This window comes from Thermococcus sp. (genome assembly GCF_027052235.1).
In the GTDB taxonomy this organism is placed as follows: domain Archaea; phylum Methanobacteriota_B; class Thermococci; order Thermococcales; family Thermococcaceae; genus Thermococcus.
The window spans coordinates 1-25,253 of sequence record NZ_JALUFF010000058.1 but is presented as its reverse complement, the minus strand read 5'-3'; the positions used below and the strand labels follow the sequence as shown (position 1 = coordinate 25,253).

At 55.1% G+C, this 25,253-nt stretch carries 31 protein-coding genes and 1 rRNA gene; 11 read left to right on the top strand and 21 right to left on the bottom strand.

The window, feature by feature from the left end; translation table 11 throughout:
• Positions 1–148 precede the first annotated feature (148 nt).
• Complete coding sequence (locus MVC73_RS07210; RefSeq protein ID WP_297508970.1) at positions 149–430, top strand: hypothetical protein; 282 nt, start codon at positions 149–151, stop codon at positions 428–430.
• On the opposite strand, the gene MVC73_RS07205 is transcribed toward MVC73_RS07210, so the two are convergent.
• Together MVC73_RS07205 and MVC73_RS07200 are read right to left on the bottom strand one after the other, a co-directional pair.
• Entirely contained in the window at positions 411–980 is a 570-nt protein-coding gene (locus MVC73_RS07205; RefSeq protein ID WP_297508967.1) for an ASCH domain-containing protein, read from the bottom strand. The two genes, MVC73_RS07210 and MVC73_RS07205, sit on opposite strands and share 20 nt — an antisense overlap.
• Positions 981–982: 2 nt before the next feature.
• Positions 983–1,324, bottom strand: coding sequence for an ASCH domain-containing protein (locus MVC73_RS07200; RefSeq protein ID WP_297508965.1), 342 nt, complete (start codon positions 1,322–1,324; stop codon positions 983–985).
• A gap of 70 nt (positions 1,325–1,394) precedes the next feature.
• Here MVC73_RS07200 and MVC73_RS07195 point away from each other — a divergent pair, with 70 nt between their 5' ends.
• A complete protein-coding gene (locus tag MVC73_RS07195; protein WP_297508961.1) occupies positions 1,395–1,562 on the top strand; it encodes a class III signal peptide-containing protein in 168 nt (55 codons plus the stop codon).
• 9 nt (positions 1,563–1,571) lie between these two features.
• Positions 1,572–2,765, top strand: a complete 1,194-nt coding sequence (locus MVC73_RS07190) for an A24 family peptidase C-terminal domain-containing protein (protein ID WP_366938945.1) — start codon at positions 1,572–1,574, stop codon at positions 2,763–2,765.
• A 134-nt stretch (positions 2,766–2,899) separates the two neighbouring features.
• On the opposite strand, the gene MVC73_RS07185 is transcribed toward MVC73_RS07190, so the two are convergent.
• From MVC73_RS07185 to rrf, 3 genes are all read right to left on the bottom strand, one after another.
• Positions 2,900–3,529 (bottom strand): HAD-IB family phosphatase, encoded by a 630-nt coding sequence (locus MVC73_RS07185; protein ID WP_297508958.1) that lies wholly within the window; start codon positions 3,527–3,529, stop codon positions 2,900–2,902.
• A 40-nt stretch (positions 3,530–3,569) separates the two neighbouring features.
• A complete protein-coding gene (locus tag MVC73_RS07180; protein ID WP_297508955.1) occupies positions 3,570–4,220 on the bottom strand; it encodes a protein-L-isoaspartate(D-aspartate) O-methyltransferase in 651 nt (216 codons plus the stop codon).
• A gap of 48 nt (positions 4,221–4,268) precedes the next feature.
• Positions 4,269–4,390: ribosomal RNA gene (gene rrf / locus MVC73_RS07175) — 5S ribosomal RNA — on the bottom strand.
• Positions 4,391–4,442: 52 nt separating this feature from the next.
• Between rrf and MVC73_RS07170 the strand changes: the two genes are divergently transcribed.
• Together MVC73_RS07170 and MVC73_RS07165 are read left to right on the top strand one after the other, a co-directional pair.
• Complete coding sequence (locus MVC73_RS07170) at positions 4,443–5,927, top strand: hypothetical protein (RefSeq protein ID WP_297508953.1); 1,485 nt, start codon at positions 4,443–4,445, stop codon at positions 5,925–5,927.
• The gene (locus MVC73_RS07165) at positions 5,927–6,289 is read left to right on the top strand and encodes a ribonuclease P protein component 4 (RefSeq protein ID WP_297508950.1); all 363 of its coding nucleotides are present in this window, start codon (positions 5,927–5,929) and stop codon (positions 6,287–6,289) included. Before MVC73_RS07170 ends, MVC73_RS07165 begins: the two co-directional genes overlap by 1 nt.
• On the opposite strand, the gene MVC73_RS07160 is transcribed toward MVC73_RS07165, so the two are convergent.
• The 3 genes from MVC73_RS07160 to MVC73_RS07150 all read right to left on the bottom strand — a co-directional run bounded on the left by MVC73_RS07160 (position 6,290) and on the right by MVC73_RS07150 (position 9,069).
• Positions 6,290–7,507, bottom strand: coding sequence for a cell wall-binding repeat 2 family protein (locus MVC73_RS07160; RefSeq protein WP_297508947.1), 1,218 nt, complete (start codon positions 7,505–7,507; stop codon positions 6,290–6,292). It abuts the gene before it with no gap.
• Between the two features lie 227 nt (positions 7,508–7,734).
• On the bottom strand, positions 7,735–8,307 hold the full coding sequence (locus tag MVC73_RS07155; protein ID WP_297508945.1) for a cyclase family protein: 573 nt from the start codon (positions 8,305–8,307) through the stop codon (positions 7,735–7,737).
• A gap of 12 nt (positions 8,308–8,319) precedes the next feature.
• A complete protein-coding gene (locus MVC73_RS07150) occupies positions 8,320–9,069 on the bottom strand; it encodes an MBL fold metallo-hydrolase (RefSeq protein ID WP_297508942.1) in 750 nt (249 codons plus the stop codon).
• Between the two features lie 79 nt (positions 9,070–9,148).
• On the opposite strand from MVC73_RS07150, the gene MVC73_RS07145 reads away from it, so the two are divergent.
• Positions 9,149–10,414 (top strand): adenosylhomocysteinase, encoded by a 1,266-nt coding sequence (locus MVC73_RS07145; protein ID WP_297508939.1) that lies wholly within the window; start codon positions 9,149–9,151, stop codon positions 10,412–10,414.
• Here MVC73_RS07145 and MVC73_RS07140 read toward each other — a convergent pair.
• From MVC73_RS07140 to MVC73_RS07120, 5 genes are read right to left on the bottom strand one after another with little or no spacing between them, the layout of a single operon-like run.
• Positions 10,365–11,252 (bottom strand): hypothetical protein, encoded by an 888-nt coding sequence (locus MVC73_RS07140; RefSeq protein WP_297508934.1) that lies wholly within the window; start codon positions 11,250–11,252, stop codon positions 10,365–10,367. The genes MVC73_RS07145 and MVC73_RS07140 overlap by 50 nt on opposite strands.
• Complete coding sequence (locus MVC73_RS07135; RefSeq protein ID WP_297508931.1) at positions 11,249–12,481, bottom strand: DUF58 domain-containing protein; 1,233 nt, start codon at positions 12,479–12,481, stop codon at positions 11,249–11,251. Before MVC73_RS07135 ends, MVC73_RS07140 begins: the two co-directional genes overlap by 4 nt.
• Entirely contained in the window at positions 12,481–13,275 is a 795-nt protein-coding gene (locus MVC73_RS07130; protein WP_297508928.1) for a hypothetical protein, read from the bottom strand. Before MVC73_RS07130 ends, MVC73_RS07135 begins: the two co-directional genes overlap by 1 nt.
• Positions 13,272–15,122 carry an Ig-like domain-containing protein gene (locus MVC73_RS07125; protein ID WP_297508925.1) on the bottom strand — a complete coding sequence of 617 codons (1,851 nt, stop codon included), beginning with the start codon at positions 15,120–15,122 and terminating at the stop codon, positions 13,272–13,274. The genes MVC73_RS07130 and MVC73_RS07125 overlap by 4 nt, the downstream gene beginning before the upstream one ends.
• Positions 15,122–16,090, bottom strand: coding sequence for a MoxR family ATPase (locus tag MVC73_RS07120; RefSeq protein WP_297508922.1), 969 nt, complete (start codon positions 16,088–16,090; stop codon positions 15,122–15,124). Before MVC73_RS07120 ends, MVC73_RS07125 begins: the two co-directional genes overlap by 1 nt.
• A gap of 86 nt (positions 16,091–16,176) precedes the next feature.
• Between MVC73_RS07120 and tsaA the strand changes: the two genes are divergently transcribed.
• Positions 16,177–16,839: a tRNA (N6-threonylcarbamoyladenosine(37)-N6)-methyltransferase TrmO gene (gene tsaA, locus MVC73_RS07115; RefSeq protein ID WP_297509003.1), complete on the top strand. Its 663-nt coding sequence runs from the start codon at positions 16,177–16,179 to the stop codon at positions 16,837–16,839.
• Here the strand turns inward: tsaA and wtpC are convergent.
• A complete protein-coding gene (gene wtpC, locus MVC73_RS07110; protein WP_297508919.1) occupies positions 16,811–17,845 on the bottom strand; it encodes a tungstate ABC transporter ATP-binding protein WtpC in 1,035 nt (344 codons plus the stop codon). The two genes, tsaA and wtpC, sit on opposite strands and share 29 nt — an antisense overlap.
• A complete protein-coding gene (wtpB, locus tag MVC73_RS07105) occupies positions 17,838–18,584 on the bottom strand; it encodes a tungstate ABC transporter permease WtpB (RefSeq protein ID WP_297508916.1) in 747 nt (248 codons plus the stop codon). The genes wtpC and wtpB overlap by 8 nt, the downstream gene beginning before the upstream one ends.
• 158 nt (positions 18,585–18,742) lie before the next feature.
• On the opposite strand from wtpB, the gene MVC73_RS07100 reads away from it, so the two are divergent.
• Together MVC73_RS07100 and MVC73_RS07095 are read left to right on the top strand one after the other, a co-directional pair.
• Positions 18,743–19,027 carry a ribbon-helix-helix domain-containing protein gene (locus MVC73_RS07100; RefSeq protein WP_297509000.1) on the top strand — a complete coding sequence of 95 codons (285 nt, stop codon included), beginning with the start codon at positions 18,743–18,745 and terminating at the stop codon, positions 19,025–19,027.
• Entirely contained in the window at positions 19,011–19,415 is a 405-nt protein-coding gene (locus tag MVC73_RS07095; protein ID WP_297508913.1) for a type II toxin-antitoxin system PemK/MazF family toxin, read from the top strand. Before MVC73_RS07100 ends, MVC73_RS07095 begins: the two co-directional genes overlap by 17 nt.
• 31 nt (positions 19,416–19,446) lie before the next feature.
• Here the strand turns inward: MVC73_RS07095 and wtpA are convergent, their stop codons facing one another.
• The 3 genes from wtpA to MVC73_RS07080 all read right to left on the bottom strand — a co-directional run bounded on the left by wtpA (position 19,447) and on the right by MVC73_RS07080 (position 21,417).
• A complete protein-coding gene (gene wtpA, locus MVC73_RS07090; RefSeq protein WP_297508997.1) occupies positions 19,447–20,475 on the bottom strand; it encodes a tungstate ABC transporter substrate-binding protein WtpA in 1,029 nt (342 codons plus the stop codon).
• 61 nt (positions 20,476–20,536) lie between these two features.
• Positions 20,537–21,103 carry an HD family hydrolase gene (locus MVC73_RS07085; RefSeq protein ID WP_297508910.1) on the bottom strand — a complete coding sequence of 189 codons (567 nt, stop codon included), beginning with the start codon at positions 21,101–21,103 and terminating at the stop codon, positions 20,537–20,539.
• Positions 21,104–21,105: 2 nt separating this feature from the next.
• Complete coding sequence (locus MVC73_RS07080) at positions 21,106–21,417, bottom strand: GTP-binding protein (RefSeq protein WP_297508994.1); 312 nt, start codon at positions 21,415–21,417, stop codon at positions 21,106–21,108.
• A 49-nt stretch (positions 21,418–21,466) separates the two neighbouring features.
• Here MVC73_RS07080 and MVC73_RS07075 point away from each other — a divergent pair, with 49 nt between their 5' ends.
• Positions 21,467–22,024 (top strand): Era-like GTP-binding protein, encoded by a 558-nt coding sequence (locus MVC73_RS07075; RefSeq protein ID WP_297508907.1) that lies wholly within the window; start codon positions 21,467–21,469, stop codon positions 22,022–22,024.
• On the opposite strand, the gene MVC73_RS07070 is transcribed toward MVC73_RS07075, so the two are convergent.
• The 3 genes from MVC73_RS07070 to MVC73_RS07060 are packed head-to-tail and all read right to left on the bottom strand — an operon-like array spanning position 22,025 to position 23,988.
• Positions 22,025–22,447 (bottom strand): secondary thiamine-phosphate synthase enzyme YjbQ, encoded by a 423-nt coding sequence (locus MVC73_RS07070; protein WP_297508904.1) that lies wholly within the window; start codon positions 22,445–22,447, stop codon positions 22,025–22,027.
• Between the two features lie 4 nt (positions 22,448–22,451).
• Positions 22,452–22,739: a hypothetical protein gene (locus tag MVC73_RS07065; protein WP_297508902.1), complete on the bottom strand. Its 288-nt coding sequence runs from the start codon at positions 22,737–22,739 to the stop codon at positions 22,452–22,454.
• Positions 22,693–23,988 (bottom strand): prenyltransferase, encoded by a 1,296-nt coding sequence (locus MVC73_RS07060; protein ID WP_297508898.1) that lies wholly within the window; start codon positions 23,986–23,988, stop codon positions 22,693–22,695. The genes MVC73_RS07065 and MVC73_RS07060 overlap by 47 nt, the downstream gene beginning before the upstream one ends.
• 69 nt (positions 23,989–24,057) lie before the next feature.
• On the opposite strand from MVC73_RS07060, the gene MVC73_RS07055 reads away from it, so the two are divergent.
• A complete protein-coding gene (locus tag MVC73_RS07055) occupies positions 24,058–25,158 on the top strand; it encodes a TRM11 family methyltransferase (protein ID WP_297508895.1) in 1,101 nt (366 codons plus the stop codon).
• The last annotated feature ends 95 nt before the right edge of the window (positions 25,159–25,253 follow it).

Below are 25,253 nucleotides of genomic sequence, written 5' to 3'. Positions count from 1 at the left end.
CCCCACCGTGGATCGATAGTTCCCGAGGTTAAAACGCTTCCCGCCGAGGAGACGAAGCTGGCACGAAAAACCTTCGGCAGATTGGAGTTATGACAGAAAAAGTTGAGAAAGACTTTTATCACCTGAGGTGTTTTCGTGCATTGAGGGGGTGAGAACAATCGAGGCAATACTCCTTGTATGGGGTGTCAGGGACGAAGTCCTGAGGAAAATCCCCGTGGAGGGAAGCTGGCTCTACGGGGAGTACGACTTCATAGCCCGCGTGGAGTTTTCAAGCGAGGTCGAGATGGAGGCCTTCGAGAGGTCACTCAGGAGGCTCATAAACGGCAACACCTTCAAGCTCATGCCCGTTAAGCTCTCCGCAATCAAGAGGGAGACAGAGGAAGGGGTGGTAATATCGCGCCTTGAGAGCGTTAAAGTTTCGGTCCCATAAGGCCCCTCTTTTTCAGCTCTTCGTAGGCCCTCCTGAGGGCGTCCCTTATGAGGTACCTTTTGTTGAGGCCACCTAGTCTGTAGGCGGCTTTTCTTAGGCTTCCCGCCTTTAGGAAAAGTTCTATAAGCTTCCTGTCCTCCTCAGGAAGGTCGAGATGTCTGAGGGCCATCTCGGCTATCTCAACGGGGTTGTTCCCCTCGTAGGCGTAGTCAGAGCTCATGACGGGCTTATCAAAGCGCTCAACAAGGCGGAAAACGATGACGTGGGCCGGTGAGTCATCACGGACCCATTTATAGTGCTCCTTTAGGGCCTTCACCAGCTCCTCTCTACTGGAGAAGCCATCTAAGAAAGCATCCTCCTCGGTGAGCTCTCCGACGGTTTTGCTCTCTACCCTTTCTATCACGGCTTTTCCGAGGGCGTAACCACCCGAGTGGATTAGAACCTCGTCACCCTCCTTCAGGTTGGGTCTCCTGCCGAGCCTGACCGTTGCCCTCTTCTTGCCCCTCAGTATAGCCTCCGCGTACCTGCCGTCAAATTCGAGGTGCCTCATCCTCACTCACCCTTCTCGCCGACGAGCTTGAACCTTATCGCCACGACGCCGTAACGGTTCTCCTTCCACCTCGGATAGAGGTTGTGGAACCTCTTTACAGCCCTCTCGAAACTCGGCTCGTCCGGGAAGATTTTCTTTATGGGTTCCTCCCTCAGAACCTGCCTGAAGGTCTCGTAGAACTTAACTCCAGTCACCACAGCAGGAAGGGCGTCGTTGAAGATTATCTTATCCCCGGGCTTTATCTTCCTCAGCTGGGGGTAGGCCACCCTTACTTCGATTCTCTTCTCTCCAGACCTTATGAAGTCGAGGTATTCGTCCCTGACGTACAACCTGTAAACCTTCATTCCACTCCCCGAAAGACTTCCGGAGAAACTTTTAAATCCTTTGGCGAGAAAAAAAGAATAAGGTGAGAGAATGAAGAGAAGAGCGCAGACTGCACTTGAGTATCTCCTCGTGCTCGCAGCTGCCCTCGTGCTAGTTGCTGTGGCGGTGAAGGTCATATTTCAGGCCATGAAGGACGTCAACAACTCTGTGAACAGCTACGTTTCCCAAGTAAGGAAAGAGATGCTCGAAAACCTGTGAGGTGGAATCATGTTGCTCCCCCTTCTTCTCGGGGTTATTATGGGAGCCGTTACTTCATATACCGACGTAAAGACCGGTTTTATCGATGACATTCACGTCTTTCCAACCCTGTCCCTCCTCGAAATGGCAAGGGGAAAGTACTCCCCTGAGGGAACCCTTGAGAGGATACCGATTCCGGCCGTTGAGATGGGGATAACATACTACGCCTACAAAGGATTGTCCTCGGGGGACGTTCTCCTGGCCGTTTCAGGCGTTGCAGGCTTTCTCATCGGCCTCGCCCTCGGTCTGGCCCTCTACTACCTCGGCGGATGGGCCAGCGGTGACGTTCTAATACTCGCCGGCTTTTCGGCGCTCCTCCCCTTCCCCCCTGAGGGGGTTGAATACGTGCCACCCTACTACGGCAACTACCCCCTCTATCCGGTCACACTCCTTCTCAACAGCATTCTGGCGATTTTCCCCTTCATCTTCGCCTATGCCCTGGCAGTAATATTCATCAGGAAAAAGTTCAAGGAGCTCAGGGAGATATTCGTCTCCGGCATGGACACGACCCTGGAGCTGACCCTCTGGGTTCTCGCTTCCTTCGTTGGGGTTCTACTCCTTGAGAGGCTCGGCTACAGTCCGGGGACTATAACCAGCTGGCTCATAGCGCTCGCAATCATAACCCTTCTTGGAACGAGAAGGAAGGTTGGAGACGTCATTGGGATAATCGCCCTCGCCTATCTGATATACCTGAATCCCGTTGAGGGAATTTCAGTCGCCATGAAGACCTTCGGCCTCCTCTACACCTTCAAGGTCTTCCTCGCCCTCGTGAAGTTCATAAGGATGGAGGTTCTCATGGAGGAGGTCCCCGTTGGGGAGCTGAGGGAGTGGGACATACTCGGCGAGACGATCTTTGAGAAGAACGGGAAGGTCATGAGGGACAGGCTCGACAGCTTCACGCGCCTCAAGCTGGCCGTTTTAAAGGGAAACCCCTCCATCCTGAGACCCAACTACGGGAGGGTTATAGCATCTCCTTCGGCGGAGGGCCTTAAGGGAGAGCAAATCGAGGAGCTGAGGGCACTTGTTGAAGAGGGGAAACTCGAAAACCGCTTTTTGAGGAAGAAGTCCATGCCCTTCGCCCCGGCCCTCTTTCTCGGCTTTCTGATAAGCTACTTCTTCGGGGACGTTTTCTGGTGGATAGAGCTCAAGATGATGGGGCTTTAAGCTTTTAAGGGAAGGGCCAGAAGGAAGAACAGCCCGGTATCCCGCCTTCCCCTGGGACGAGTGAACCGGGGCTTCCTGCCGGGCCTACAGGGGATGATGAGCTTTTGCTTTGCTGAGGGTAATGAGCACGCCCTTCACTGACCCGTGAGGAGGCCCTCGATGATTTCCCTCACTTCCCTCAGGCTCTCGACGTTGTGGTCGCCCTCAACGCCCTCGTGAGGGTTTATGGCTATGGACACATCGGCCTCGCGGAACATGCTCAGGTCGTTGTAGCCGTCTCCGACTGCAACCGTTATTTCCGGTCTGAGCTTATCCTTCAGCTCCCGCAGAATTGTCCCCTTGCTCTTGAAGTCAACGAGGGGGTTGACCCCCCCGGTTATAACCCCCTTTTCGTCGAAGACCAGCTCGTTGGCGTAAACGTAGTCTACCCCAAGCTCCCGGCCAATCCTCTCGGCGAGGCACTTCAGACCGCTCGACAGTATGGCTATCCTGAAGTCGTTCTCCTTGAGAAAGGCAATCAGCTCGGGGGCATAGTCCAAGTATTCAACGGATTCGGCCCACTCCATTACCTCCTCTCGCGTGTGCCCCTTCCAGAGCGAGGCGTCGAGTTCGGCCCAGGTAACGTAGTCTATCTCGTCGGAGAAGAAGAGCTCCGCGTACTCCTTCCCCTTTTCCCACGTCCCGAACTTCTTGTGTAGCTCAACCCAGCTTGACACTGACTTGACGAGAGTCCCCTCAAGGTCGAAGGCTATGAGCCTGACCACTTTACCACCTCAGGGGAAAGAATCCTGAGGGCTTAAAAGCCTACTCCCTCCAGCCGAACTCCCCTATCAGGGGGACAAAAGCCACACCACCGTGGTTCTTCACCTTCACGGAGCCGTCTTTTTTCTTCGTGACCTCAAGGAGGTCCTGCCAGAGGTGGTAGCTCCCGACGGGAATTATCAGCTTTCCACAAGGCTTGAGTTGCTCAATCAGCGGTTCCGGGATTCTCGGGGCACCGGCGGTGACTATTATCCTGTCGTAGGGAGCCTTCGGCGGGAATCCCTTGCTTCCATCGCCAGGGATTACGTGGACGTTTTTAACGCCCGCCCTCTGGAGGTTCCTCCTGGCGAACTCAACGAGCTCGGGAATCCTTTCGATGGTGTAAACGTCGGTCTTCACGAGTTCTGCTATCAAAGCCGCGTTCCAGCCACTCCCTGTCCCGATTTCCAGAACATTCATTCCCCGTCTTAAGTCGGCCAGTTCGAGCATTATCGCCACCATGTGGGGGGCACTAACGGTCTGCCCCGCGGGAATTGGCAGGGGCTCGTCAAGGTGAGCGTATTTTTTGTAGCACTCCTCGACGAAGAGGTATCTGGGATACTTCAGAAAAGCCCTCCTAACGCTATCGCTCCTTATGAGACCCTCCCTTACGAGGTTCTCAACGGTTCTGCGCCAGAGCTCGTCGAGGTTCATCAGAGGGCTCTTCCACAAGGAGGATTTAAGGGTTGCGGAGAATCTAGTGGCCGGCGGCGTTCCCGGTTTCCCGCCCCCTCCCGGAGGGCAGTACACCCGGGAACGCTGGCGGGCTTAACTTCCGGGGTCGAAACGAGACCGGGTGTGGCCCCGCCGCTATGGCCGCCGTGCCAATAACCCCTCCCGAAACGAATTTATAAACTTTACGGTAAACGTGAGACGATGGAGATGGAGGAAATACTCTCACTGCTGAGGAGACCGAGACCGCTAAGCCCGGACGAGAGGGCCAGACGCTTCCAGATTGAGGTTCAGGGATGGAAAAACGGCGACGAGGTCGAAGTAGGAGGCTTCTTCATAGCCAGAAAGCCTCCCTACGCACCGGACGATGCGGCCTATTACCTGCTCTCCCCCCTTCCGCCGGGGGAGCTGAAGGAGTGGAAGAAGCCAAAGCCCTACGTCGTCCTGAGGATTACTGAGTCCAGCAGGGTTGATGCCCTTAGGAGCGGGGACTACGTAAAGGTAAGGGGCATTGCAGATGCCTACCGCTGGGGAACCCTCAGGATGATTCACGTGATATCGATGAAACGGGAGGACTACTCTGATTACTGGAAGGACTTCAGGGAATACGCCTTAACCGGCGAGGAGATAGAAGAGCTGTTCTCCTCAACAATCGATGCTCCCTACGACATGCTGAAGGGGCTGGTGTACTCCTTCCTCAACGCGCCAACGCTAATAGGCTCGAACCTCACGTGGTCAGAGGGCACGACGTTTTCGACTATCAAGGACGGGAGCGTGGTCTACTCAGCATGGGAGGCCCTAAAGTACATCTACTCAATTCTCCCGCCGGAGATGAGGTTGAGAAGGGAGAGATGGGACTGGGCCACAGATGACTTCCTAGACCTCGACTTCCGCCTCCACGACCCAAACGGGGGAACGAAATACTACGTCCCTTCAAGGATGGACATGCTCGTCAGGGAGATACCCGCTCCTGTCTGGGCAAGGAAGCACTTCATCGAGAAGAGCGCGACGTTCCTTACGCCGAGGGCGGTGCTGAAGGCAAGCGACAGCGTCGCGAGGCTCTCGGAGGTTCCATTCATACTAAGCGAGCCCATAGCCTACGAGAGGAACAGGGAGCTCGAAAGGCTCGTGCCCAACCTAATAGCAACGCTCTTCCTTGCAGAGCAGAGGGTTCCCAGCCTCAACTTGGCCGAGCTGAAGGACTACAGGGTTAGGTTTGAGGCCTTCCTTGCCAGAAACCGTCGCGAATACGGGGAAATCTTCGAGGCGATGAAGATAAGGGGGATGGTCTTCGAGACGGGCCTCCGGTACCAGCTAGGGGCAAGGCTGTTAGGCTCGATGGCAAGGTTTAAGGGAAGGCTCACAAGACCCCTCGTGAGCGACGTGATCCTCATCCTCCAGGAGATACTCGACCTCTGGGTGAGCGAACTTCCGGAGAGGGAGAGGACGACGCTCCTTAGAACATACAGGCACTACGTTGGAAGGGACAAACGCCTCTCGGTGGCCCTCTCCATATTCACCGACATAGAAGCAACGTCAAGCGATGGAACTGTCAAGAGAACCGAATTCCTCAGGGCGCTGAGGGAGTACGGTTTTACCGAGGAGATGGCGAGAGAGATAATAGAGCACTTCATAGCCGAGGGCTACCTCTACGAGCCGATAGCAGGAAAGCTGAGGCTGGTGAGATAATGGGGAAGAAAGCGCTGAGAAAGAAGGAACAGCGGGAAAAGAAGAGGATAGCCCGGGAGAGGGTCGAGACGCTCTTCACGCTCGCTGAGAGGGTCTTTCCCTACAGCCCAGAGCTCGCAAACAGATACGTTGAGATAGCCCTAGCAGTCCAGCAGAAGGCCAAGATAAGGCTCCCGAGGAAGTGGAAGCGACGCTACTGCAAGAAGTGCCACTCCTTCCTTGTCCCGGGCAAAAACGCGAGGGTTCGCCTGAGGGCGGAGCCGTATCCCCATGTGGTCATAAAGTGCCTGAACTGCGGGCACATAATGCGCTACCCATACCTGAGGGAGAAAAAGGCGAGGAGAAAAGAAAGGAAAGGCTAATCAGTGCCTTCCGCTCTCGGTCTCGTTGGAGGTCTGGTTACCTCCCCAGTGCGGGCCGTGCATCCTGCCCCTGTGCCTCCCCCACATGTGCTTTCTGAGCACCGCTCGCTTTCCCTTGTAAAGCTCCCTCAACTGGTTCTCAAGCTGAGTGAGTAGTCTGAGCGCCATGCCGTCGTTGCCCTTCTTGAGATACTCCTCGATCTCGGTCAGCGTCTGGTTGTAAGCGGTCACGTTTACGCCGGCCTTCTGGAGTATCTCAAGCTCCGCCCTGAGCTTCATGAGTTTCATCATTATCCCAATCTTACCATGCCCCATCTCCCTGAAGAGTACGAGGTGAGCCCTCTTGAGGACGAACTGGCTTCTCACCTGGAGCCAGAGCAGTTTCTTGTAGGCCTGTGTGGTGTTGCCGGCCTGGAGGAGCTCGTTCACCTCATTAAGGCCAGCGCTGAGGTTCTGGGCAAGGCTGAATAGCTCGGTGGAGTTGGTCATGTTGGCTATCTCCTCGATCCTCTCTATCCTGAGCTGGATGAGCTTCTCAAGGAACTGAATCTGGTCGGTGACGTTCACCGTGATGTCAACCGCACTGGCGTTGTGGCGGAAAAGCCCTTTCATGAGCCTCTTGGCGACCCCCTTACTCACGGGAGTGTTGACTATGATTGCCTTCCTTATGGTTACCGTCTTGTTGAGCTTCTCGATGGAAACGGTCTTGTTGACGTAGACGACGACACCGCCCTTCTGGAGGGCTATCTCAACGGCCTTCTGGATGGCAACGCTGTCGTTTCCGGGGGCGAAGACGGTTATGTTCTCCTTCTTCAGGAGTCCCCTGCCCTTCGCCATCTCAAGGGCTATGAGGTTCGTCTCGTACCTGTTCATCCCGCCCCAGCGGTAGACCGTTATGTTGTATCCCTCCAGGTCAGTGACGTACTGGTCAACGACGGCCATCGGACCACCTATTATTATGACCTGGTCGGGCGCGTAGCTCAGTATCTCCGCCGTAACGTTGGGCTCGTAAACGCCCCAGGGAGTTGTCACTATTATTCCACCAGTGGCGTTGGCGAGCAACTTGGCAACCCCACTATCAGCCATGTTGTCGCTCACCAGTATGACAGTCACTGTCTCCTGGGCCTCACTGGACGTCGCGGTGACTCCTGTGGCACCAAGGGTCATACCAAGGAGCAACAGTCCTATGAATGCCGCCACCCACTTTCTCCACATCATATCAATCACCTCGCTTTTGATTATGAAAAAAGCCCTATTTAAGCTTTTTTCAGGAAATTAAGGAACGATAGTGGAATTTAGAGGAAAAACGGATTTTTCAGGCCGTTTCTAACTTTTCCCAAGACAAAAAAGGAGGGTCCATACCGTTCCGGGGCGTTCCAACGGGGATTGAGAACCTCCCTTAGGCCGGAGTGGGAAAGATAGACCCAAAAAGCCCGAAAGGAACGCTACTCTTCCAGTATGGCAACGGCCCTCACAGGGCTTCCGGAGCCCCCCTCAATCTTCAGGGGGAATGCTATGAATGTGAACTCTCTCCCGAGAAGGGGCTCAAGGTTCACGAGGTTCTCGAAGACCGGCACATTAGAGGAGAGGAGTATAGTGTGGACGTTCTCGTCCCCTATGCTCGGCCCATCCGTCCCGACGGCTTTCACACCCTCGGCCACTAGGAAGAGTGCAACCTCGGGTGAGAGCTCCCTTCCACCGGTCAGGAAAAGCACTATCCTTCCAAAGTAGCCCGAGTCCGGTATCTCATCAAGCTCAACCGGGCCATCACCCGCTCTAACATCCACGAGGAAGGCTTTTCCGAAAAACCTCTCAAGGGGCATCTCGTCTATAGTCTTCCCTCCCGGGACAAAGTGGGCCGGAGCATCGACGTGAGTTCCGGAGTGTTCACCCATCTTGATGACGTTCATGTAGTAGCCGTCCCTGTCTATGAAGGCCCAAGGCCTCACCCTGACCTCGGGGTCTCCAGGGTAGGCAGGGGTTTCTTCACCAAGGGGCATCGAAAGGTCAACTATCATGAGCCCACCGGACTATGGACGCTCTTCTCCCATATAAACCTTGCCGTTCTCCCCGAGAAGGCGGAGGAGATACTTTCTGTTTGGAAAGAGTTCAATTGCCCTCCTTATGGTGAGCTCTATGTCCCGCTCAACGTCTCTGGACTCCCAGCCGTGCCCGGGAAGGAGGAGGTCTATTTTGAGCGTTTTTAGCAGGCGAAGGGAGTTGAAGTACTCCCCCAAACTGCCAGAGTCGTAGATGTTGGAAACAGTTCCTCTGGCGAAGAGGGTATCTCCCGAGAAAAGGATTCTCCTCCTCGGCTCGTAGAGGCACATACTCCCCGAAGTGTGGCCGGGCGTGTGGATAACCTTGAGCATCCATGAGCCGGCGTTTATTACGTCGGCGTTGTTGAGCCACAGGTGGACTTTGCTACCCGGAAAGGGCTCCCCGTGGTGGCGACACCTCATAACGTCGTCGTCTCCGTAGAGGATTTTAACGGCCGAGTACTTGTAGGCCCCGATAATAGCGCTATCCTGGAGGTAGAGGTTTCCGCCCACGTGGTCGCAGTGCTCGTGGGTGTTGAGAACGATGTCGATATCGCCCGGCTTCAGTCCAAGCTCAAAGAGGCCCTCCTCAAGCCTCGGATAGTCGCTCATGAGGCCCGTATCTATGAGGACATTGACCTCGTCAGTTATCAGGTAGGAGAAGGCCGAGTACTTCCCGGGTTTTATCTTGTAGAGACCCTTTGCTACCTTTTTGACGCAGGGGTAGTCCGCCTTCGCCATAACCGGGATTAGGTTTCCCTAACTCAAAAGCCTTTCGGAGGACTTTTAAAATCCGCCGAGAAATCCCGCCGGTGATAACATGGACTGCACCAAGGACTACTGCGTTAAGGACTTAAGCCTCGCCCCGAGCGGGGAGAGAAAGATAGACTGGGTCTCGCGTTTCATGCCGGTTCTCCAGCACATAAGGGCCGACTTCGAGGAGAAGAAGCCCTTCAAAGGCATCAGAATCGCCACAACACTTCACCTGGAGATGAAGACGGCCTTTCTGCTCCTTACCCTGAAAGCGGGGGGTGCGGAAGTTTCGGCAACGGCAAGCAACCCCCTCTCGACGCAGGACGACGTCGTCGCTGCACTGGCAAAGAACGGAATAAAGGTCTATGCGGTAAGGGGCGAGAGCAGGGAGGAGTACTACGAGAACATGCATAAAGCATTGGACATAAGACCGAACATAATCATTGACGATGGAGCGGACATGATAAGCACCGTCCACCGCGAGAGGCAGGAGCTGATAGAGAACATCTGGGGCGCGAGCGAGGAAACCACAACAGGAGTGATACGGCTTCGCGCGATGGAGCGCGACGGCGTTTTAAGGTTCCCGATAATAGCGGTCAACGACAGCTACACCAAATACCTCTTCGACAACCGCTATGGGACCGGACAGTCGACGTGGGACGGCATAATAAGGACGACCAATTTGCTCGTTGCCGGAAAGAATGTAGTTGTAGTTGGCTACGGCTGGTGTGGCAGGGGAATAGCGATGCGCGCTCGCGGGCTGGGAGCGACAGTGATTGTGGTTGAAGTGGACCCGATAAGGGCTTTAGAAGCAAGAATGGACGGCTTCCTCGTCATGGACATGAAGAGTGCATCTAAGATAGGAGACATCTTCGTCACCTCAACAGGGAACATCAACTGCATAAGGAAGGAGCACTTCGAGCTCATGAAGGACGGCGCTATCTTAGCGAACGCCGGCCACTTCGATGTTGAAATTTCAAAGCCCGACCTTGAGGCTCTGGCAGTAGAGATAAGCGAGGTCAGGCCCAACATAACCGAATACAGGCTTTCCGACGGCAGAAGGCTTTATCTCCTAGCTGAGGGAAGGCTGGTGAACTTAGCTGCTGCTGACGGTCATCCGGCTGAGATAATGGACATGAGCTTCTCCCTTCAAGCCAAGGCAGCGGAATACATCAAAGACAACCACGAGAGGCTCGAACCCAGGGTTTACGTTCTGCCGAGGGAGATAGACGAGATGGTCGCGAGAATCAAGCTAAAGGCAATGGGGATAAAGATAGAGGAGCTCACGGAAGAGCAGAAGAAATACCTTGAGAGCTGGGAGCACGGGACGTAGAGGGGAGGAAAATCACGTAGCGGGTGTTCCCCTCCACAACCTCACTCCTTTTTGCGAGGAATAGGTTCTCCCAGGGGGATTTCAGGATGATATAGTCGGGAACATTTTCGTCCTCGATGCGGATAAGGACGGGCCTCTTAACCGGGGTTCCTCCGACGAGGAGCAACTCGTAACCTTTCTCATAGAGGCTACCCCTTCTGACCTCAAAGCTGTCGCCGGCTGTGAGGTAGGCCCTTATCACGAGGACTGTCTTCTCCGCGGGAGTCTCAACCCCATCCACAGAGGCCAGCAAAAGGCCAAGGGAGAGGACAAGGAGCGGTATTGAGAAAGTCGGGAGCAGGGCAAAGGGCCTCGTCCCGAGGGTCGTGGAGTAAAGGAGATAAACGAGCAGTATTCCACCCGGGACCATCGAGAGGAGGAAAGTCCTAAGCTCCTCCCTTACCACTGCTTCCCACTCCCTCTCGGGAAGTCCGTGGAGGGCCTTTTCCCGCTCCAGGAGGAAGTTGAGATAAGGGGCCATCACGATTGCCAAGGAGAGGGGGAGGGCAGAGAGGGCAACGTAGGGAATCTTTCCCACAGAGACCCCACCGATGTAGGGGAGAATGTAGAGGGCTGACATTATGCCGACCGTGAGGGGCAGGGAAAAGCCCTTTCTCTCAAAGAGGTGGAGGGCGAAGGACAGGAAGCCGAGAAAAGAGAGCAGAATTGGAGGGATGTAAAGGCCGAGCTTCTCAGCCACAAAGGTGCTTATATGCCCCAGAAGAGAGGGATAGGAGAGGGCAACCGAGAGAGAAGCAAGTCCCAGGGTAAGATAGGAGAGCCTCCTCAGGGCCTTCATCCTACCACCCCCAGAAACTGAAGTACTGCGCCCTTTCCGTTTTCCGAGACTGCTATCGCCGGGAAGGGAAGTTCCTCTCGAAGACCCTTTTTACAGGCCGATACCAGTTCGCCGAACTCAAGGTTGGGGTAGACGTCAACGTCTATGAGGACCGGCGTGTTCTTCGTTATGGAATAAAGTCTCTCCATGCCTTCCTTTACGCCAACGAAGTTGTCCCTCTTCAGATTGGTTATCACCACGGGAAGGGCTCCCCTCAGGACTTTCCTCGTCCTCTCAACGGCAAGAGGGAGGGATTCCTCTTTGGGTGAGATTCCCACAGAGGTCAGCGTCCTCGTAAAGGTTGAAGCAGATGCGTAGCCTGAGACCGGTGTGAGCAACGTTTCATGGCCGAGTATGTAAAGTCCCACCTTGTAACCCCTCCTGAGGAGATAAAGCACGAGGGGAATCAGGAAAGCAACCGCTGTCTCTAGGGCGTTTTTCTCAAGCCCTCCGACCAGCATGGAGGATGAGGCGTCAAGGTAGAACATCACGGTCAGGAAGCCCTCCCTCTCATACTCGTTCACGAGAGGGGTGTTGAGTCTCGCAGTGGCCTTCCAGTTTATTGCCCTCAGGGGATCGCCTGCCCTGTACTCCCTAACTTCTCTGAACTCGGTGGAGGAGAAGCCCATACTCGTGAGGGCGGCGGGTGGAGTCCCGGGTTTCCCCCTCACGTTTCTCAGAACTACCCTCCTGATTCCGGGAACTCTGGGTGAGACCTTCAGAGTGACTTCATCAAGCAGAAGGGCGTAGTTTGACCCCTCCAGCCCGAGAAAGTGGTGTCCCTCAACCTCGACGGGCGAAACCCTGTGCTGACCCCTCTTAACGGCCCTCAGGCGATAGCTGTACTCAACGTCCAGCCTCTCCCCGGGTCTCTTGAAGAAGACGTGCCTGTTGCTACCTTCCACGACCCTCAACGCAGGTGAAACGACCTCCTGAACAACAACCGAGCCAGCTCCTCTCTCAACCCTCAACCTGACCCTGACTTCCACCTCTTCCCCGACCCTGAGGGACGTCCTGCTAAAACTCCTCTCAACGGAAAAGCCCGAAGGGGGCTCGAAAAGGAGAGAAAAGGCAAGAACCGACGCTGGCAATAAAGCAAAATACGAAAGGCTGATTGCCCCCGTTATGACGGCGAGTGCAAGGGGAAGAACCGTGAAGAGAAAGAGCCACCGAACCCAGTTCATCTCCATCACCACCCGGAAAGCAGGTCGAGGATTTCCCTGACCAGGTTTGCCCGCTTTTCCTTCTCCTTCTCGGCGTATAGGTTTCTCAACCACGGTGGCGTTAAGATGCCGCCTGTGTAGGCCCTGTACTCGGTGAGCATCCTGACGAGCTCCTCAAGGTCGGCATCGGAGACGCTCCTCGGAACCCTTCTGAGGAGCTGGACGATTAAGGGGGCGGGGTCAGCGTCTTCAACGAAACGCGAGATTGCTCCCCTAACCTCAACGAGGCTGAAATCTACCCCCTTTACTTCAACGGGCATGAACTCCGAGATTATCTTGTTGGAGCGGTACCTAATCGAGATGTAGTCTCCGATAGAGATTGCAATCCAGAGGAGAACAACCGCTAGAAGAAGGTCGAGGAGGCGCATCATGTTCACGGAGGATATCCTGAGAGAGAGGCCAGCACCTAGAGTAAAGCCTGCAACGGCCACGCCAAGCATGTTCCTCGGTAAAAAGTCATTGCCCCTAAGGTGGAGGGGATACGAAAGCGCGTAGGCAACACCCAAGAGGAGAAAGGTGACGGCGAGGGCTGAGGAGAGCCATCCACTGGCCAGTAAGAGCAGAGCCGAGGCCGATAAGAAGGCCAGGGCCTTCAGCAGGTATCCCTTAGGTTCTCCAAAGCGCTTTGCAGGACTTCCAATGGCGAGGAGGAAGGGAACTGCGAGAGATAATTTTCCCGCGTAATCCTTCAAGATGATTCCCACGAGGGCCCAGAGAACCAGCCCATTGACGTAATCCTGCACCAGTTCTTTGAACTTCATTTGAACACCCCCATACGCTCCATGGTTTCAACCACCTCCCAAAAATCCCCCTCTCCAACTTTCCTAAGGGAGTATCTGGCCAGGGTGAATATTCTGGCCACCCGCATAGCGTCCCTGAAGAAATCGGTCGAGCCAAAAGCGCGGGCAATCTCGTAGGGAGTCCTGTTGTCGACGTAGACAGTGGACCGGGCAAAGGGGAGGAAGTGCAGTTCATAGAGCTTGATTATGGCCTCCTTTGGAGGTAAGACGTAGATTTCAAAGGCCCTCCCGCAGATTTCAAGGAGATGTTTCCCGGGTGTAGATAACCTCAGCGATCTTTTCACGGCCTTTCCGTCCAGCAGGACATCGCACTCAGGAGGAACAGAAAGCTCCACTTCCTCCCCGGGCAGAAAGACTCTCCTGCCAAGGGAAACCTCCTTGAAGTTCTCCACCCTTTCAACCACAACATCTTCCGTGGGAACTTCTTTTCTTCTTCTGGCAACCAGAAAGCCTGCCCCGACAACTGCCAGGAGCGAGAGGGGGAGGAGGGTAAGCCCCCGGAAACTCCGGTGGAGGGAGTCAATATGGAAGCCCTCTGGCAGTAAGCCCTTCTTTTTGTAGACGACCTTCCTGGTTGGGAGGTAGAAGCCACCCCCGCCGTAGATTACCTCGACCTCCTCCACCTTGCCAGCGATCCTAACCGAGAAGGTTCCGTTCTCCAAATTCTGCTGGATTTTTACGACCTCCTTCCCCCGGCGGGCAAGGATGACGACACTTCCGTTCAGCGGTAAAGTGCCATAGTGAACCGCTCCCCTCACGTAAGTTACACCATCGGACACCGTAACGTTCGCATCGATAGCGGGATAGCGTTTTATAACAACCTCCGGGTCGCTGTTGCTCGGATAAGCGTAGGGACCCCTGTAGTGTGCAACCACCGAGTATTTTCCAATGGCCCCGGGCGGGATTGAGCAACTGACGTTGAACGTTCCGTTGACGACGTTTCCCTTTCCAACAACAATGCCCCTCTCGCTCTTCGTTCGGTTTATCGTTATCCTGATCGTGCCTCCCTTAACAGGGGAACCATTGAAGTAGGTAACCGTCCCGCTAACGGTCATTTTTAGAGTTCCGTTGCCAGAAAGCTGTGATGGCATTGAGGTTATTCTAACCACGGCCTTCGGGAGAACCTCGACCCATGTTAGTAGGGCGTTGGCAATCACCCCGTCGCTCGCGTTGAGGAGGAAGAAGAGCGGGTAATAGCCAGGGGGCGCGTTCTCATCGACCTTGTAGGTAATTCTCCAATGGTACACAACGTACGGCTGGGAGATGTTGGAAACTATGAGGTACTTGGAGTTTACAGGGACGAGGCGACCGGGAAAGGAGGAGTTGACCCATATCGAGAACTCGCCACCGGGATAGGAAAGCACGAGGGGCCTATCGGTGTGGAGGTATGCCCGGTCATTGACCCCCTTGATAAGTCTGGGTCCTTCAAGGGGCACGTAATAGAGGCCATCGTACTTTACCAGCATGTCCCAGTAGGAACCCGCCTTAATGGGAATGCCCTTTGCGGGAGTGTCAACGCACACCAGGAAAGGATCCGTGGGCCGTATTTCCACAGGACAGGAGGCCTTCTCATTTGTGGGCCTGAAGGTAAAGTCGGCATCTGGAGGGACCTTTCCCCCATTCTGCTCTCTCTGTCTCTCTGCATTGGCCGGGTTTTTCATGCCCTTCTGGGAATCTGCCTCTGAAGAGAGGCTCTTGGTGACATTGCTAAGGTTAAGGCCCTTCTCCGGGATGTAGGCGAAGCTCAGGGAAAGAACCATTAGGGCTGAGAGGATGAAAACCAGGATTGCAACCCTTGCCCTGTCCATTACTCCTCACTCTCTTTGGGGACGTGCGTTGCCTGAAGGGCCCTCTCAACGACTTCCCTTCCGGTGACGCCCTCAAAGGAGTACTCAGCTTTTATGACTACCCTGTGGGAGAGGGCCTCGAAGGCGAACCTCTTAATATCATCTGGGATAACGAAGTCCCGTCCATCCATAGCGGCGCTCGCCTTGGCCACCTTCAGGAGGGCCAGCGCACCCCTGGGGCTCGGACCTGCCTCAACCCTGCCATCGGCCCTCGCGTTCCTGACGAGCTCTGCTATGTACCTCAAAACCGGCCTGCTGACGTAGACCGACTCTTCGACGGTTCTCTGCATCTCAAGGAACGTTTCCCTGTCTATAACCGGCTTTAGGTCAACCGTCGGGTCGTCCTTCTTCCACCTGAGTCTGGCCTCAAGTATGGCAATCTCGTCTTCAAGGGTCTTTGGGTAGCCAACGCTCAGGCGGAGGAGGAAGCGGTCGAGCTGGGCCTCTGGAAGTGGGTAGGTTCCCTCGTACTCTATCGGGTTCTGGGTGGCCATCACGAAGAAGGGCCTCTCAAGTCTGAGGGTCTCGCCCTCTATGGTCACCTGTCGCTCCTCCATCGCCTCAAGAAGGGCCGACTGGGTCTTCGGCGGGGCGCGGTTTATTTCATCAGCTAGGAGGACGTTTGTAAAGACAGGCCCCCTGACGAGTTCGAAGGTTCCGGTGTTCTGGCGCCACACCTTGGTTCCCACTATATCCGCCGGGAGAAGGTCGGGGGTGAACTGTATCCTCCTGTAGTCGAGGCCGAGAACCCGGGAAAAGGCCTTTGCCAGGAGGGTCTTTCCGAGACCGGGGTGATCCTCAAAGAGGACGTTGCCGTTGACGAGGGCCGCTGCGAGGGTCTTCTCCACGACGTCCCTGTTTCCTATGTAGACCTCAGAAATCGCATCGACTATGCGGGATGAGAGCGAGCTGAGTTCTCCAACCTCCATACTTACCACCTGTTACTATTCACTGTAGTCCTAGATGGACGGGATTAGGTTTTAAATCTTGCGGTCTATTTAAGCCGGTGGTTGGGATGGACTTCGAGCCCTTCAAAGTAGTTCCGGTTGGGTACATCAGAAAGGACGGGGAACTTCAGGAGACGTTCATCGAAATCCTGCCCGAGTTTAGGGAAGCTGGAGACGGCCTCCGCGAGGGCGACTGGATAAAACTGATCCTCTGGTTCCACGAAAGCGAGGGGCCGAGGAGGAGGATCCTGAAGGTTCACCCCTACGGCAACCCGAAGAACCCTCTGACGGGAGTCTTCGCGACACGCTCCCCCTACAGGCCCAACCCGATAGCCCTCTACACCGTCAGGATTCACCGCATAAGCGACGGAAAGCTCTACATAGGCTGGATAGATGCCAAGGACGGAACGCCGGTTGTTGACATCAAAATCTTCGTTGAGAGATACGACTGTCCCAAGGAGGTGCCCATAGAGGAGAGGGAAGCCCACATCAGGGAGGGCCGGATGATAGGAGAAGTAAACGTAATTCCGAGGAAGAGCGAGCACCTCGACGAGCTTGAGGAGGTTTCTCCGGAGGAATACGACGCTGTTATCCTTGAGATAGGGCCGAAAACGACGACGCTAACGGCCAAAGAGCTAGCTGATCTTATAGATGCCTTAAAAGAGGTCTATGAGAACCTCCCCGTGGAGGTAAAGGACAGGCTCAGAAGACGTGGAGGGCGCTCGCCTTGAAGCCCGCGTAGACCTCCTTTCCAGCGCTTATTCCAAGCTCAATGAGAGAGGAACGCGTTATGAAGGCCGAGATGGACAGGCCCGAGGCGTTGAGACGAAGCCTCACAACGGGCCCGAGCTCCTCAACCCCTTCAACCCTCGCCCTCAGAACGTTCCTGACGGATGTTTTCATTGGCTGGGTGAAGATTATCACGTCTTCCGGACGGAGGCCGACGCGGACTTTCCCATCGGCCTCCACCGGGAGCTCTATCTCGATGCCGTTGACCCTTAGCTTCCTTCCCGAAGCGGTTCCCTCTATGATGTTCTCGAAGCCGAGGAACCTCGCAACCCTCTCGCATTTCGGCCTTGAAAAGACATCCCTAACGTCTCCAACCTGAACGAGTCTTCCGTCGAGCATTACCCCGACGCGGTCGCCCAGGCTGACGGCCTCCTCGAAGGAGTGGGTAACGTGCAAGGCCGTGAAACCGAGCTCTTTTCTCCAGCGCTTCATCTCGTTGATGAGCCTACCCCTCGTCTGGACGTCGAGGTTAGCGAAGGGCTCGTCAAGGAGTATCAGCGGGGGCTCGATGACGAGTGCCCTCGCGAGGGCAACCCTCTGTTGCTCGCCACCGCTCAGCGTTCCGGGCTTCCTTTTCAGGAGGTTCTCGATGCCGAGAACTTCAACTATCCCCCTAACTCTCCTCTCGATTTCAGCCTTTGGGAGCTTCCTGAGTTTGAGGCCAAAGGCTATGTTGTCGTAAACGCTCATGTTTGGGAAGAGGGCGTAGCTCTGAGGAACGTAGGCCAAACCCCTCTTCTCCGGTGGCCACTCGGTAACGTCAACCCTGTTCAGGAGTATTCTGCCGGAATCCGGGGTTATAAGGCCGGCTATTACCTCAAGGAGAACGGTCTTTCCCGCACCGCTCGGCCCGAGGATTATGAAGTACTCGCCCCTTGAAACCGTGAATGAAACGTTCCTCAAGTGGAAGTCGCCGTAGTCCTTGGAGACGCCCCTTACCTCAAGCATTTTTGGCCCTCCCCACGAGCCAGCGCAGGAGCACGAAGATTCCCAGGCTGAGTGAGACCATCAAAACCGCTATTGGACGCGATGACCTGAGGCCGTAGTTGTTGAAGTACTCAAGGATGAGAACCTGGGCCGTCTTCGGATAGTAGGCGACAACGAGTATTGCGCCGACCTCACTTATCGCCCTCGCCCACGTCATTATCGCACCGCTCGCTATGCTCGGGAATGCAAGGGGCAGGGCTACCGAGGCGAAGGCCCTAAGCCTTGAGGCTCCGAGGGTTCTTGCAACGCCCTCAAGCTTCTCGTCCACCGCTAAAAAGCCGTCCCTGGAGGCGTTTATCGTGAAGGGGGCGGAGACGAAGAGCATGGCGGAGATTATGCCGAGGTAGTTGTCGAGGATTGCCTTTGAAAAGGTCACGAGGAGCATTATGCCAACGACCGAGTGGGGAATAACGATGGGGACGTCAACGAGGGCCTGCACGAGGCTCTTTCCCGGGAACTCCATTCTGGCAAGGACATAGCCAAGGGGAACGCCGAAGAGGAGGGCTATTAATGCCGTCGCCGTCGCCGTTGCGAGGGAGTTCCTGAGGGCTTCGAGGACGAGGGGGTCGTGGAGGATCTTTACGAGCATACCGACGTCAGAGGCCTGCTTGAGGAAGATAACCACTATGGGCAGGACTATGTAGAGGATAAGGAAAGTCCCGAGGGTTGCGAAGAGATAGAGGGTGTAGTCGCGCTTCATCCCTAAACGCTTTGAGAAAAGTTATTTATGATTTTCGGGAGTGTTAAACTAGAGTGTTCAACCAGATTTTCCTACATCGCTATAGGTGAGTGTCAAGGGCCTTTGTGGGGGGCAAAACTTTTATGTTTGTCGGACATATGGCACCATAGGTGAGCCAAATGGGAACCAGCGTTAAGATCACCGCGAGGATACCACCAGCCCTCGCGGCAGAAATAGACCGCTTAGTCAATGCAGGATACTACTCAAACAGGAGCGAGGTCATCAAGGAGGCCCTGCGCGATTTTCTCGTAAGGAAGAGGGCCCTTATCGAGGAGGCCTCAGAGGAGGAGTTCATTCGCCTTGCAAAGAGGGCCATCGAGCCCCTTCTCGCTGAAGACTGGGAGAGCGAGGCCGATGAGCACTGGGATAAAATCAAGGGTGTGAGGTATGAGCCCGAGATGTGAGGCTCCAAGAGGGCTGAGACAGTGGGAGATAGTCCTCCTTGAGTTTCCATTCTCGGACTCGTCAAAGAAAAAGCTCCGGCCCGTTCTGGTGCTCTCGAACTCAGACTTCAACCGGATTAGCAACAGCGTGGTCGTCTGCCAGATAACCTCCAACCTCTCAAGTGGGTTCAATGAGTACAACGTTTTCATAGAGCCCAGTGATGTGTGCCTTTACGGCGATGCCTTCATGCGTCCCAGTCTTGTAAAGCCTTACATGCTGTTCTCTGTATCCAAGAGGGAGGTTCGCTTCAAGGTCGGAATCCTCTCAGAAGAGAAGGCAGATGAGGTTAGAGAAAAACTCCGAAAGCTCTTTGATTGGCAAGGCTTTAGTGTAGGGCAGGGAAAATAGGGGAAATTGAAGGAAGCGGGGAATAAAAACCTCACCCCTCAACCTTCACCAGGGGCTTTAGCTCCTCGGGAACGTTCCCAAAGGCCACCGGCGGGTTCAGGAAGTCCTGGTGGTTTTCCATGAATACCTTCCGGCCGTTCTCGCCGAGGAGGAACTTGAGGAACTTGAGTGCCAGATCCCTGTGGGGGGCGTCCTTGAGAACCGTAACGCCGTAGACTATGGGCTTTGCCTTTATCGTCTTTCCTGTAGAGCCGAGGGTTATGCTGACCCGGGCGTAGTAATCGGCTTTGCCGAAGTCCCTGAGGTTTATCTCGTCCGGGAGGATGATATACCTGAGGTGGTGTTGCTCAGCGACGCTCTTGTAGATGAAGAAGTAGTCAAGGCTTCCTGACTCAACGAGGCCGGTTAAATCGGTCTCCTTCGGCCTTATGACAAGCTTGTCCCCCTTAACCTCAATCTCCCTGGGAGCGTAGATGTGGGTGCCGTTGGCGTATATGTTGGTGTTCTTCTCGACGAGGGTCTCGAAGACTGGTTTGTTATAGTAGAGGTCTGCCAGCTTCATGACCATTACCGAGCGGTAGCCACAGGGGTCTTGGTTTGGATCTGAGAAGCCGAAGGTGACGCCTGGCTTTGCGAGAATTTCGTACCAGTTGGTCGAGTTTATCTCGTTGGCGTACTTGCTCTTCTCAGTGTAGGCTATGACGATTTCGTTCGTGGCGAAGAGGACGTAGAAGTCAGTGTAGTTTGGAACGAGGAGCTGGGGTATGAGCGTGTAGTCCGCTACCGCTACGATGTCAGCTTTCTTTCCAAGGTCGGTCACCTTCCTGACGGCCTTCACGCTTCCGCTGGCCTCATCCTGGAAGGTAACCCTAACACCGAGGTTCTTCTCGGCGTAGCTGGAGAACTCCTTCTCAAGCTGCTGAAGGGGAAGGCTAAGCGAACCCGCGTGGAACACTATGAGGGTTTGCGTGGCTTTCCCCTGGGGAGAGCCCCCTATGCACCCAGCTGATACAACCGAGAGGCCGAGCAGGATGATCAGGAAAAACGCCCCCGATTTCACCCGAACCACCAGTGAAGAGAACGGGAAAATCCATTTAAATGTTTTCAGCAAACAAATCGGTTTAACGTAAGCGTTGCTGTTTCACAAGGTTCCTCCTCTCTACAAGCTCCTCCACGATGTCCCTGAAGTGGGAATAGAACTCGCTCTTCCTTAATCCTTCAAGGGCCTTCCAGAACTCATCGAGGTCTGAAAAGCCAGCTTTCTCGTATTCGTAGGCCTGGATGAGCATCTCAAGCCTGTCGGCGAACTTCACGAGCCTTCCCTCTGGCGTTGACTCCTCCTCGTACTCCCTCCACAGCTTGAAGTACTCCTCCGGGAGGGGGCTCTTAAGGAGGAGCTCCATAACAGCTTTCCTCTCGGCTTTCCCTTTATCGAGGTAGCCCTGAGCGGTCAGCGGGACGTCGGTTATCCTCGCCTCACCGATGTCGTGGAGAAGGGCTATCTTAACCGCCCTCTCGACGTTTATCTCAACTCCCCTCTTAACGAGCTCATCGGCCAGAAAAAGGGTTATGACTGCCGTCCTGAAGGAGTGGTCGGCTATGCTCTCCGGACTGACAACGCCCCTGAGGAGCCAGCCGGTCCTCGGGAGCCTCTTCAGGTTTTCGAGTTCAAGGAAAAGGTCGAGCATGCTCACTCCTCCGTTGTGAAAAGGGCCCTCTCGGTCTCTATGGCCGTGGCTATGATGCCATCCCCGACGAAGCGACCGTAGACCTTCACCCTCTCACCCTTTCCGAGGCAGGGGCTGCCCGCGAACTCAATGGAGAGGCCGTGAAGCTTAAAGGTCGTCCTCCAGCTCGGGAGCTCCATCGGGAGGAACTCTATGAGGGGTTTTGTCTCTATCTCCCCCTCAAGGACGACGTTCTTGCCCCTCATGTTCCTTCCCTTCAGCTCTTCGGGGGTTACAACGTAGTAGTAGTGGTGACCGAGCTTGACGCGCTTCATGAGCATCACCTTTATCAGCTCAGACCGAAGGTTACATTGGGGTGAGGGGATGATAAAGGTTGCGATAATAGGTGCCGAGAACGTGGGCAAGTCAACGCTCATGAACGCACTCATCGGGGGAAAGGTCAGCGAGGTCGAGGACTTACCTGGAACAACGAAGGGGATAATAAGGCGCAGGTTCGGAAAGCTGAAGATACCGAAGGGCATGAAAAACCCCCTAGGGGGGGCCGACGAGTTCGTCCTCATCGACACAGCCGGTCTCTTCGACCCCAGAATGGAGCTCCGGGGAAAGGTTCTGAGCGAGGAGCGTTTTAAGGAACTCATCGGGGAAATAGTCTCGGCAGACATTATCATCCACATGATAGACGCTACCGTCGGCCTGCACAGGGGCATGGAGAAGCTCCACCACATGCTCAAGATGCGCTACGAGAAGCCCATAATAGTCGTCATCAACAAGATAGACCTCGTCCCGAGGGAGCGCGTTGAGGAACTGAGGGAGATAGTGAAAAAAAGACTTGAGCAGGAGCCGATAGCCCTCTCCCTCGTCACCTACGAGGGCTTCAACGAGCTCCTTGAGAGGATAGCCCACATGGCCCAGTACGTCTAGCTACTCCTCCGGGAACTCGGGGCAGGGGCATACCATGACGTAAACGTGCCTGTGCCTCGGCCCATCGAGCTCAACGAAGAGTATCCTCTGCCACGTCCCGAGGTGGAGCTCGGCCTGGTCTATGGGAACGACAACCTCCGGGTTGAGGAGGAGGGAGGCCCTGAGGTGAGCGTGAGCGTTGCTGTCGATTCTGTCGTGGGAGTAGCCGGCGCCCTTCGGGATCAGCTCCTTCATCTTCGTCTTGAAGTCCTCTATCAGGCCGGGCTCGAACTCGTTTATCATAAGACCCGTGGTCGTGTGGTGGGTGAAGACGACCGCTATGCCGTGCTTGACCTTGGACTCGTAGACCTTCCTCTGAACCCGGTCGGTTATGTCCAGTATCTCGAACCTTCCCCTCGTGGGTACCTCAATCTCGTAGAGCATACCATCACCCCAGCCTGTCGAGAATTTCCCTCAGGAGAACCTTCGGTTCCGAAGGCCCCTCCCCGAGAGATGCCCGAAGGAGAACGGAGAGATCATAGGCATCTATCAACTCGGATTTACCTTCCAACACCGCCGAACGGAGGATTGAGTATATCTCCTCGACGGCGTCCCTGAAGAGGACGTCCTCGGAGTAGAGTTCGTAGTCCTCGATGAGGAGCGTTATCAAATCCTCCAGGAAGTCTATTCTATCCTCCCTTCGCTTCAGAAGACTCACCAGTCTTTCCAACCTCACCACCTCCAAGCTCGGCATCGAGGGCCTTGAGGAGTATCTCCGACATCAGCATAGAGGTGTACCTTGCGTCCCTGACTTCCAAGGCGGCGTCAATGGCCTTATCCACGTCCCCCTCCTTGAGGTAGTGTCTCGCAACGTCGGCCATAACAACCGAGCGCAGATGCAGATCCTCAAGGGCTGAACCTATTTTTCGGGCCTCCTCGACACGGCCCTTAAGGACGTAGAACCTCGCGACCTTGGCGAGTATATCCTCGCTACCGGTTTTCTCAACCACAGCTTTGATAACCCCCCAGTCCCCGCGCTCCGGTCTTTCGAGGATTGCGTTCATGATGGCCTTTCCAACCGGGAGGGAAGTTTCAGGTTCAAGAGCATAAATGAACGACGGCAGACCCCGCGGGTATCTTCTGAGCAGTTCAAGGGCCAGCTCAACCGTTTCCTCCTCGTCCCCAAGCCTCTCCATCAGCTCTGCAGCAACGTCGCCCTTCCCGCTGAGCGCAAAGGCCGTCGCAAGCTCCCGGGTGAAGGACTCCCCGAAGCGCTCCACCATCTCACCGGCAAGCTCCTCTATTAGGCCGATGTAGTTCTCAAGGACTCCCTGAGCCTTCAGGCGGTATATCAGCTCCTTAAAGGCCTGTCTGGCCCATTCCTTACTCCCCATCTCCCTGACGGTGGCCAGTGCGTTCTCGTAGCTCTTCAGGGCTATGAAAGCCTTCATAAGTTCAAGGAGGGCCTTTGAGCGGTATGGCTCGTCGGTTATGTATTCAAGGGCGAGACGTATCTTCCTCAGGCTGTAGGCAACTCTTATGGGCCTCCTCTCGATAGACCTCGCAACCTGCCTCACTATGACAACCATCGTCTCCTGCCTAAGGCGCTGGTCCTTTATTTCAACGGCGTATGTTACGGCCTCACCTATCTCACCGAGGCGGAGAAGGGATAGAGCTATGGAACGCATAACCTCATCCCTGACTTTAGCCGGGAGAAGGGCGGAGTCCTCTGAAACCTGGAGGAAAATCCTCTTGTATGAGCGTATCCCCGCCCTGCCCATCATGTATCCCACTGAAACTAGAGCCCGGAGCATTTTAAGGGGGTCGTCAACTTCCTTTGCGGTTTCGAGGGCCCTTATGAACGCTTCCCTGAAGGCCGGCTCCCTGGCCTTTGCCAGTCTCTCGCCCACCTTGGCATAGGTTATGGCCCTAACGTAGGGATCGGGAATCGAAGCGACCGACTCAAGTACTTCCTGAGCGAGCATCGGCACCACCGGAGGGAACTCAACTAATTTACTCGGAAGATTTTTAAAAGGTTGCCCAAAGCCCGGAGCATGTACGCACTAATCCTCGGGAAGAATCCCGAGCTGGGTAAGGCAGAGTTTCTCTCCTTTTCAAGGAGATTCGGGATCGGAGTGATAGTTAAGGAAGAGGGGAAAAACTGGCTCCTCTTCGAGGCGAGGGGGAGCGTTGAGAGATACTTTCGCTGGCTCGGAGGTTCCCTCAAGCTGGTTAGGGTAATCGGCGAGGGTGAGGAGGCTATAAAAGACCTCGAATACTCAAAGCTCTTCACGGTGAGCCTCTACGGGAGGGACGACTGGAGGCTCTGGAGGAAGCTCGGGAGCAAGATAAAGAGGGAGTTTAAGGCCGAAGGCCCGGCGAAGTTCTTCAAGCCGGCTAAGGTCTACGCGATGCCCGCTGAACTAATCCTGAAGGGCTTTCCCGAGGTTAAAGACTTCGTCTTCCTCTTCCGCGGGGACGGGAGCTTCTTGGTTGGAGAGACCGTTAAGGTTACAGACCCCTTCGAGCTGAAGAAGCTCGACGTTGAAAGGCCAGTTCAGAGGCCCATCCTCTCAATCCCGCCTCGACTGGCGAGGATAATGGTGAACCTCACGGAGGTTAGGAGGGGGAGCTTTTTAGACCCCTTCTGCGGGATAGGGACTGTTCTCCAAGAGTTCGTCCTTCAGGGTTTGAACGCCTACGGCAGTGACAGGGACGAGAAACGCGTAAAGGAGGCCAAGAGAAACCTCGCCTGGCTCAGGAGGGAGTTTCGCCTTAAGAACTCGGCCCATTTGGAGGTCTGCGATGCAAGGAAGTTGAAACGCTGTTTTAGACAGCGCTTTGACGCCATAGTTACCGAGCCGTACCTCGGAAAGCCCCTTCGGAGGAACCCGGACAGGGGAGAGGCAATTAAACTCGCCAACGAGCTCGACCGCTTTTACTACTCGGTCTTCGAGAGCTTTTCCGATGTCCTCAAGAGGAACGCAAAGGTCGTCTTCGTCTTCCCTGCCTACAGACTGAGTGACGGGAGGATTTACAGAAAAGAAAGAAAGTGGCCCGGAAAGCTCGGCTTCGAGGTTCTGGGGAGATACCTCGACTACGAGGAGAGGCACCGCCTAATCCGGGACATCCACGTGCTGAGGTACAGGGGTTAGCAAATGCCGAACGTCCGTTTTAGAGTTTCTTTGACCTCATCAATTTTCACAGGTCTAATCTCCCCAATGCTTTTGATAACGAGTGATTTCTCTAC

What these genes read in the sequence shown, in the direction of transcription:
- MVC73_RS07085 (WP_297508910.1), bottom strand. Translation starts at nt 21,103, where the DNA reads ATGCTCGACCTTTTCCTTGAACTCGAAAACCTGAAGAGGCTCCCGAGG.
- MVC73_RS07190 (WP_366938945.1), top strand. Translation starts at nt 1,572, where the DNA reads ATGTTGCTCCCCCTTCTTCTCGGGGTTATTATGGGAGCCGTTACTTCA.
- wtpC (WP_297508919.1), bottom strand. Translation starts at nt 17,845, where the DNA reads ATGCTTGAGGTAAGGGGCGTCTCCAAGGACTACGGCGACTTCCACTTG.
- MVC73_RS07135 (WP_297508931.1), bottom strand. Translation starts at nt 12,481, where the DNA reads ATGGAGATGAACTGGGTTCGGTGGCTCTTTCTCTTCACGGTTCTTCCC.
- MVC73_RS07160 (WP_297508947.1), bottom strand. Translation starts at nt 7,507, where the DNA reads ATGATGTGGAGAAAGTGGGTGGCGGCATTCATAGGACTGTTGCTCCTT.
- MVC73_RS07170 (WP_297508953.1), top strand. Translation starts at nt 4,443, where the DNA reads ATGGAGATGGAGGAAATACTCTCACTGCTGAGGAGACCGAGACCGCTA.
- MVC73_RS07200 (WP_297508965.1), bottom strand. Translation starts at nt 1,324, where the DNA reads ATGAAGGTTTACAGGTTGTACGTCAGGGACGAATACCTCGACTTCATA.
- MVC73_RS07070 (WP_297508904.1), bottom strand. Translation starts at nt 22,447, where the DNA reads ATGCTCTACGAGATTGAGGTACCCACGAGGGGAAGGTTCGAGATACTG.
- wtpB (WP_297508916.1), bottom strand. Translation starts at nt 18,584, where the DNA reads ATGAAGCGCGACTACACCCTCTATCTCTTCGCAACCCTCGGGACTTTC.
- MVC73_RS07100 (WP_297509000.1), top strand. Translation starts at nt 18,743, where the DNA reads ATGGGAACCAGCGTTAAGATCACCGCGAGGATACCACCAGCCCTCGCG.
- tsaA (WP_297509003.1), top strand. Translation starts at nt 16,177, where the DNA reads ATGGACTTCGAGCCCTTCAAAGTAGTTCCGGTTGGGTACATCAGAAAG.
- MVC73_RS07055 (WP_297508895.1), top strand. Translation starts at nt 24,058, where the DNA reads ATGTACGCACTAATCCTCGGGAAGAATCCCGAGCTGGGTAAGGCAGAG.
- MVC73_RS07080 (WP_297508994.1), bottom strand. Translation starts at nt 21,417, where the DNA reads ATGAAGCGCGTCAAGCTCGGTCACCACTACTACTACGTTGTAACCCCC.
- MVC73_RS07075 (WP_297508907.1), top strand. Translation starts at nt 21,467, where the DNA reads ATGATAAAGGTTGCGATAATAGGTGCCGAGAACGTGGGCAAGTCAACG.
- MVC73_RS07150 (WP_297508942.1), bottom strand. Translation starts at nt 9,069, where the DNA reads ATGGCGAAGGCGGACTACCCCTGCGTCAAAAAGGTAGCAAAGGGTCTC.
- MVC73_RS07145 (WP_297508939.1), top strand. Translation starts at nt 9,149, where the DNA reads ATGGACTGCACCAAGGACTACTGCGTTAAGGACTTAAGCCTCGCCCCG.
- MVC73_RS07205 (WP_297508967.1), bottom strand. Translation starts at nt 980, where the DNA reads ATGAGGCACCTCGAATTTGACGGCAGGTACGCGGAGGCTATACTGAGG.
- MVC73_RS07125 (WP_297508925.1), bottom strand. Translation starts at nt 15,122, where the DNA reads ATGGACAGGGCAAGGGTTGCAATCCTGGTTTTCATCCTCTCAGCCCTA.
- MVC73_RS07120 (WP_297508922.1), bottom strand. Translation starts at nt 16,090, where the DNA reads ATGGAGGTTGGAGAACTCAGCTCGCTCTCATCCCGCATAGTCGATGCG.
- MVC73_RS07130 (WP_297508928.1), bottom strand. Translation starts at nt 13,275, where the DNA reads ATGAAGTTCAAAGAACTGGTGCAGGATTACGTCAATGGGCTGGTTCTC.
- MVC73_RS07095 (WP_297508913.1), top strand. Translation starts at nt 19,011, where the DNA reads ATGAGCCCGAGATGTGAGGCTCCAAGAGGGCTGAGACAGTGGGAGATA.
- MVC73_RS07060 (WP_297508898.1), bottom strand. Translation starts at nt 23,988, where the DNA reads ATGCTCGCTCAGGAAGTACTTGAGTCGGTCGCTTCGATTCCCGATCCC.
- MVC73_RS07140 (WP_297508934.1), bottom strand. Translation starts at nt 11,252, where the DNA reads ATGAAGGCCCTGAGGAGGCTCTCCTATCTTACCCTGGGACTTGCTTCT.
- MVC73_RS07195 (WP_297508961.1), top strand. Translation starts at nt 1,395, where the DNA reads ATGAAGAGAAGAGCGCAGACTGCACTTGAGTATCTCCTCGTGCTCGCA.
- MVC73_RS07165 (WP_297508950.1), top strand. Translation starts at nt 5,927, where the DNA reads ATGGGGAAGAAAGCGCTGAGAAAGAAGGAACAGCGGGAAAAGAAGAGG.
- MVC73_RS07180 (WP_297508955.1), bottom strand. Translation starts at nt 4,220, where the DNA reads ATGAACCTCGACGAGCTCTGGCGCAGAACCGTTGAGAACCTCGTAAGG.
- MVC73_RS07155 (WP_297508945.1), bottom strand. Translation starts at nt 8,307, where the DNA reads ATGATAGTTGACCTTTCGATGCCCCTTGGTGAAGAAACCCCTGCCTAC.